At 42.1% G+C, this 518-nt stretch carries 1 protein-coding gene; it reads left to right on the top strand.

Features of this window, described 5'->3' with window-relative positions; translation table 11 throughout:
• On the top strand, positions 1-444 hold a 444-nt coding region (locus BFU02S_RS16170; RefSeq protein ID WP_305801525.1), incomplete at its 5' end, for a group II intron maturase-specific domain-containing protein.
• Between the last annotated feature and the right edge of the window lie 74 nt (positions 445-518).

Genomic DNA, 518 nt, shown 5'->3' with positions numbered 1-518 from the left:
TTCACATTTCATAAGAAACCGAAGATACGGATGTCAAAGCAAAGTATTCAACGTGTCAAGAAACGGATACGAGAATTAACTTCTAGGTCAAAACCAATTCCAATGGACTTCAGAATAGAGACGCTAAATCAATATTTGATTGGCTGGTGCGGATACTATGCATTAGCAGATACACCAACTATATTCAAAGAATTAGACGAATGGATTAGAAGGCGTCTCAGAATGTGCCAATGGAAAGAATGGAAGAACCCGAAAACCAAAGTAAGAAAACTCATTGGATTAGGGGTTCCAAAAGAAAAGGCATATGAATGGGGAAACTCTAGAAAGAAATATTGGAGGGTAGCCAGAAGTCCAATCCTACAGAAAACCCTCACAAACTCCTATTGGGAGACGCGAGGGCTGAAAAGTCTTTATGTGAGATATTCACAACTACGTCAGACATAAATGGAACCGCCGTATACGGAACCGTACGTACGGTGGTGTGAGAGGTCGGGGGTTAGTCACCCCCTCCTACTCGA

Source organism: Neobacillus fumarioli NBRC 102428 (assembly GCF_001591485.1).
Taxonomy (GTDB): domain Bacteria; phylum Bacillota; class Bacilli; order Bacillales; family Cytobacillaceae; genus Neobacillus; species Neobacillus fumarioli.
The sequence above is the reverse complement of the archived record's forward strand: the minus strand, read 5'-3'. Positions and strand labels throughout refer to the sequence as shown.